This is a genomic window from Streptomyces lancefieldiae, assembly GCF_031845825.1.
GTDB classification, from domain to species: domain Bacteria; phylum Actinomycetota; class Actinomycetes; order Streptomycetales; family Streptomycetaceae; genus Streptomyces; species Streptomyces lancefieldiae.
Window position 1 is genome coordinate 1 of sequence record NZ_JAVRFH010000143.1, and the last position, 4,298, is coordinate 4,298.

At 66.6% G+C, this 4,298-nt stretch carries 3 protein-coding genes and 2 pseudogenes; 2 read left to right on the top strand and 3 right to left on the bottom strand.

What is annotated here, in order from left to right; all coding sequences use genetic code 11:
* Positions 1-224 precede the first annotated feature (224 nt).
* Both RM812_RS40785 and RM812_RS40790 read right to left on the bottom strand, forming a co-directional pair.
* Positions 225-749, bottom strand: a complete 525-nt coding sequence (locus RM812_RS40785; protein ID WP_311585868.1) for an SMI1/KNR4 family protein — start codon at positions 747-749, stop codon at positions 225-227.
* Positions 750-846: 97 nt separating this feature from the next.
* A pseudogene (locus RM812_RS40790) lies at positions 847-1,308 on the bottom strand (transposase); the annotation flags it as partial.
* Positions 1,309-1,355: 47 nt separating this feature from the next.
* On the opposite strand from RM812_RS40790, the gene RM812_RS40795 reads away from it, so the two are divergent.
* A complete protein-coding gene (locus RM812_RS40795; protein WP_311585870.1) occupies positions 1,356-3,434 on the top strand; it encodes an ISAzo13 family transposase in 2,079 nt (692 codons plus the stop codon).
* Positions 3,435-3,470: 36 nt separating this feature from the next.
* Here the strand turns inward: RM812_RS40795 and RM812_RS40800 are convergent.
* Positions 3,471-3,584, bottom strand: a pseudogene (locus RM812_RS40800) (transposase); the annotation flags it as partial.
* A 340-nt stretch (positions 3,585-3,924) separates the two neighbouring features.
* On the opposite strand from RM812_RS40800, the gene RM812_RS40805 reads away from it, so the two are divergent.
* Complete coding sequence (locus RM812_RS40805) at positions 3,925-4,200, top strand: DUF6233 domain-containing protein (protein ID WP_311585872.1); 276 nt, start codon at positions 3,925-3,927, stop codon at positions 4,198-4,200.
* Positions 4,201-4,298: the final 98 nt, after the last annotated feature.

The window sequence follows — 4,298 nt, forward strand, 5'->3', positions numbered from 1 at the left end:
CGAACATGGCCACGGCATCGGCCTTGAACTCGTCCGAGTAGTCCTTCATCGCCATCGGCGGTGTTCTCGCTTCCTCCGGATCAAGCAGATCCAGTATCAGCGTGTCCACCACTCAGGGGGAGGCTCCAGTCACCGCCTGAGCTGTCTGGGAATCCCAGGTTTGCGTGCCTCGTTCACCGTGCAGCATCTTCGACCCCGGTCTTCGGATGTCGACTCGGGCCCTTTCAGCGTGCGGTGCAGTTTTTGCTGGTTGTCTCACGTTGCGGATACGTTCCGTCGGGTGTCGTGCCGTGCAGCCAGTCGGTGATCCATTCGGTCAGTGACTGTTCGAGGGGGGCCAGGGCATGCGCGGTGCAGCAGAGGTTGGGGTCCCAGTCCCACATCTGTCCGTCGGCCGTCTTGAAGTCGATCAGTGCCCACATGGCGCAGCCCCGGTCCATGAGCGGAACGATGCCCGGCGGTAGGGGGTGCTCGGGATCAGCGAAGTCGTGATACGCCTCGGTGATGTCGGCGCAGTCGCTGAACCAGTCGCCGGTGTCTGTTAGGGACACCGCCTCCCACGAGCCGAATCCGCCGTTGGCGACTTCGAGGTAGAGCCTGCGCAGGAGCCGGGGCATCGGGTGGCCCACCATCTGTTCCACCGCCCGGACGTCATCCGCGGTCGCGGGGTCGGGCAGTTCCTGGTCGGCAACATGCGCGCGGACAGCCAGGATGATGTCGTCGTCAGTCACAAGCAGATCTTCGGTCACCTCAGTCCGCGTGTCTATGGGCGAATGGCCTGTTCAACGCTTTATCGAGAGGGGACTACGTCCGCGCCGGTCATGTCCCTTGTCGTGGTGTAGGCGATCAGTCGTCTGACGTGGCGGGCAGGACGATTGTGTCGTCGGGGTAGAGGGCGTCCATGCTTTCGTCGGAGAGGTAGCGTCGGGGGAAGGCGATCCATTCGTCGTGGAGTTCGGCGAGGACCGCGGTGGCCAGGCGGATGACTGCGGATGGGTTCGGGAAGACCTGGACGACGTCGGTGCGGCGTTTGATCTCCCGCTTCAGCCGCTCGAGCGGGTTCGTGGACTGGATCTTCTTCCAGTGTTGGTGGGGAAAGTCCGCGAACGCGGTCAGATCTTCCTTGGCCTCCAGCAGCATCTCTCTGACCTTCGGGAACTGCCGGCCGAGCATGTCGGCGACGGTGTCGAGCTGGGTGCGGACCGCGTCCGCGGTGGGCTGGGCGAAGATCGTGCGGATCGTCGCCGCGACCATCTCCGCCGAGCCTTTCGGGATTACGGCGAAGACGTTGCGGACGAAGTGAAGCCGTAAAGAATCAAGGTGCTGCTTTACAGGTGTGGGCTCGTTGTCAGGGTATGGCGGTTCCGAAGGAGATCTGTTCCCAACTCCACTCCAGATTCTCGGTGTTGTTGCCGCATCTGAACGAGCGGCAGCGACGACTGGCCTTGGCCACCGAGGCCCGGCTTATCGGGCATGGCGGCGTACGGGTGGTGGCGCGGATCGCGCAGGTCAGCGAGACGACCGTGCGTCGTGGCGTGTCGGAGCTGGAAGCGGGGGCCGGGGCGCTGCCGGACGGCCGGGTGCGTGTGCCAGGCGGAGGCCGCAAGCGGGCCGAGGCCAACGATCCTGCCCTGCTCAAAGCCTTGTTGGGCCTGGTCGAGCCGGACGAGCGGGGTGATCCTCAGTCGCCGTTGCGGTGGACGACGAAGTCGCTGCGGAACCTGGCTGAAGAGCTGACCCGGCAAGGGCACCCGGTCTCCGCGCCCACGGTGGGCCGGCTGCTCAAGCGGGAGGGCTTCAGTCTGCAGGCGAACGTCAAGACCCTCGAGGGCTCCCAGCATCCCGACCGGGATGCTCAGTTCCGCTATATCAACACGCAGGTCAAGCAGCACCAGGCCGACGGCGAGCCGGTGATCAGCGTGGACACCAAGAAGCGGGAGCAGATCGGACGGCTGCCCATGGCCGGCCGCGAGTGGCGTCCCAGGGGTGAGCCGGTCGAGGTGGAGGACCATCACTTCTTCTTCAGCGGCCCGGACGTTCAGCAGGCGATCCCGTACGGGATCTACGACATCGCCCGCAACACCGGCTGGGTCAACGTCGGTGTCGACCACGACACGTCGGTCTTCGCGGTCGAGTCGATCCGCCGCTGGTGGCGCTGTCGCGGCAGCCTGGACTATCCCAAGGCGTCACGGCTGCTGATCACCTCGGACGCGGGCGGCTCCAACGGTTACCGCTACCGGGTCTGGAAGAGCGAACTGGCTGCTCTGGCCGCCGAAACCGGACTGACGATCATGGTGTGTCACTTTCCTCCGGGTACAAGTAAATGGAACAAAATCGAGCACCGGCTGTTCTCCCACATCACCCACAACTGGCGTGGCAGGCCGCTGACCAGCCATGACGTCGTCATCGAGACGATCGCCGCCACCCGCACCCGGGCCGGTCTGCGCGTTGAGGCCCAACTGGATCCCGGTGACTACCCCACCGGCATCGCGATCAGCAGGGACCGCTTCGCCGCGCTGCCGCTGGTCCGGCACGAGGTCCACGGCCAGTGGAACTACACCCTGCTGCCCGCACCCTCCGCGCCGCAGGCCCTGCCCACCAGCGAGGCACACGGCGTCTCCGACCGGCGCCGGGAGCTTCTCGCCCGCCTGGCGGACCCCCGCCTGACCGGGGTGAGTGGCAAGGAACTCGCCTATCTGCGGGCCGAGTTGGCCCCGCTGCAGGCTGCTCGGTCCCAGGAACGCTACAGCGAGCAGCGCGGCGGACGGGCCCGGCGCGCCACCGGCAATCAGCGAGCCAAGCCGCTGTTCGACGACGCCGCCCGGGTCCTGCTCACTCTCCTCTACCAGAGACAGGTCTGCTCGATGAAGCTGCTGGCCGACATGCTGGAGGTCACCCCCGAATGCGTCGGCCACCTCGTCGCCGAGACCCGCCGGGTCCTGGAGGACCACGGCCACCAGCCCGGATACGCGCCTACCCGCTTCACCACGGCGGACGCGCTGATTGCCTTCCTCGACACCGACCAGACCCCGCCACGCACCCGGATCATGGAGAACCTGTCCCATCCGCGGCTTACCGGCATGTCCCGCGCGGAGCTGGATGAGCTCACTCGTCGGCTCGCCCCACGCCAGATCGCCCAGGTTGAACGGGCCTCCCACCAGCGCCGGGGCGCCGATCGCCAGCCGGGCAGCCGCGGCGGCGTCTTCCCTCAGAAGCTCGGTGACAGAGAGCGGGTCGTGGTCGCCATCCTCTACCTGCGGAAACTGTGCACCCTGGACGTCCTTGCCGACGCGCTGGGGGACGTGAGCAGGTCCTCGATCGGGAACGTCGTCCGCGAGATCCGGCCCCTGCTTGCGGAAGCCGAACTCCTCCCGCCTCCGGCCGCCACCCGCTACCGCACAGCCTCCGATCTCCTCGCCGCCGCGGACGAGTAAACCGACACACCGACAAGTTGCTTCTTTACGGCTTCAGTGAACACGACACCTTTGCCAGGCGGCGCCGAGCATGACCTTGCGGATCGCTTTGACCAGGCCGCTGTGGCTGTCGGAGATGACCAGGCGGACGCCACTCAGGCCGCGTTCTCGCGCGACCGGGTTCCGAACCCGAGCCACTTCTGACATTCATGTCACCCGATCGCCTCTAAAACGATCACACCGAGCAGGCAGAAAGACATTGAACGCAACAACATGCTCCACACCATGACTCATCTGGTCACAGGCGGGACGTAGCACGACCAGGAACATGCAATTGCGCGATCACAAATAGACATAGATATATGCGCACCGGGCAGCCATGCACCCCGTCCTGTCGACGTACAACCCCGACGGACAACGACGCGCAGCCCACACCCGACAACCAGCCCACAGCGGCCCGACCAGGACCCCTGACCGCTGCGAGACAGGCGCGGGCACAACCCCCAACCTCGTGCACACGCAGAACGCCAGGAACACCACCAACAAGCGCTTGCCGCGCCACCGCCGGCATCACCGCCCTGCGCCGCCGCCTGCCCCCGAGTGGCTCTTGGAACAGGGCCTGAACCGGGACGCGCCCCCAGTCCAGATCCACGTCGGCGGCTGCTGGAACGCAGGCAAACGCAGCCGGGGCATCAGCCGCTATGACGCACTGCGGGCGCTCGCCGACGGGGTCAGGGCGTGCGGGGCCTGCCGGCCCGATGCGGAACTCGGCTACCTCAAGGCGTGACGGTGACGGGCGACCACCACGCCAGGAACGCGCGCCGCGAGCGTGTCGGGCAGTCGCCGCAGCGCCCCGGCGGGGATCAGGCACTGCGGCTGGGCTTG

Excerpts from the sequence above, each read along its gene's own strand:
- RM812_RS40795 (WP_311585870.1), top strand. The coding sequence starts at position 1,356 with ATGGCGGTTCCGAAGGAGATCTGTTCCCAACTCCACTCCAGATTCTCG.